Genomic DNA, 694 nt, shown 5'->3' with positions numbered 1-694 from the left:
AAAAATATCGCCGAAAACGTCACCAAAAATATCGCTGAAGTCTGCGCCGCCGCCAGAACCGCCGCCGCCCATGCCACCTTGCTCAAACGCAGCATGACCATACTGATCGTATGCCGCACGTTTTTGCGAGTCGGTCAGAACTTCATAAGCTTCCTTGATCTCTTTAAATTTCGCCTCGGCCTCTTTGTCACCCTGGTTACGGTCCGGGTGGTATTTCATGGCCAGGCGTTTGTAGGCCTTTCTGATTTCACGCTCTTCCGCTGTTTTGGAAACGCCTAAAATCTCGTAATAATCTTGCTTAGCCATCTTTTTTAAATTGCCCCTAGATGAATGCACGGGCGGGGAGGAAATTCCCCTTCGCCCGTGTCAGTATAATTACCCGTTTATAGGGCGATTATTTTTTGTCTTTGACTTCTTCAAATTCAGCGTCGACAACATCGTCATCTTTCGCGTTGTTTGCAGAAGCATCAGCACCGGCAGTCTGCTGCTGGGCATGTTGCTGCTGGGCGATTTCCATCAGTTTCTGGGAAACCTGTGCCAGTTCCTGCATTTTCGCTTCGATAGCGGCTTTGTCTTCACCTTTCAGAGCAGTTTCCAGTGCAGTCAGCGCAGACTCGATAGCAGTTTTGTCGTCAGCCGGCAGTTTGTCGCCTGCTTCTTCAACCTGCTTACGGGTGCTGTGCAGCAGATGGTC

Annotated in this window: 2 protein-coding genes; both read right to left on the bottom strand. The window is 50.1% G+C overall.

Annotated elements, in window-relative coordinates; all coding sequences use genetic code 11:
- On the bottom strand, positions 1 to 306 hold a 306-nt coding region (locus DB30_RS41025; protein ID WP_146763117.1), incomplete at its 3' end, for a DnaJ domain-containing protein.
- Positions 307 to 394: 88 nt separating this feature from the next.
- Positions 395 to 694, bottom strand: a 300-nt coding sequence (locus tag DB30_RS41020; RefSeq protein ID WP_146663001.1) for an Hsp70 family protein, incomplete at its 5' end; no start/stop codon positions are given.

Source organism: Enhygromyxa salina (assembly GCF_000737335.2).
In the GTDB taxonomy this organism is placed as follows: Bacteria; Myxococcota_A; Polyangia; order Nannocystales; family Nannocystaceae; genus Plesiocystis; species Plesiocystis salina_C.
Note: the sequence above shows the minus strand (reverse complement) of the source record. Positions and strands in the feature narration are given on the sequence as shown.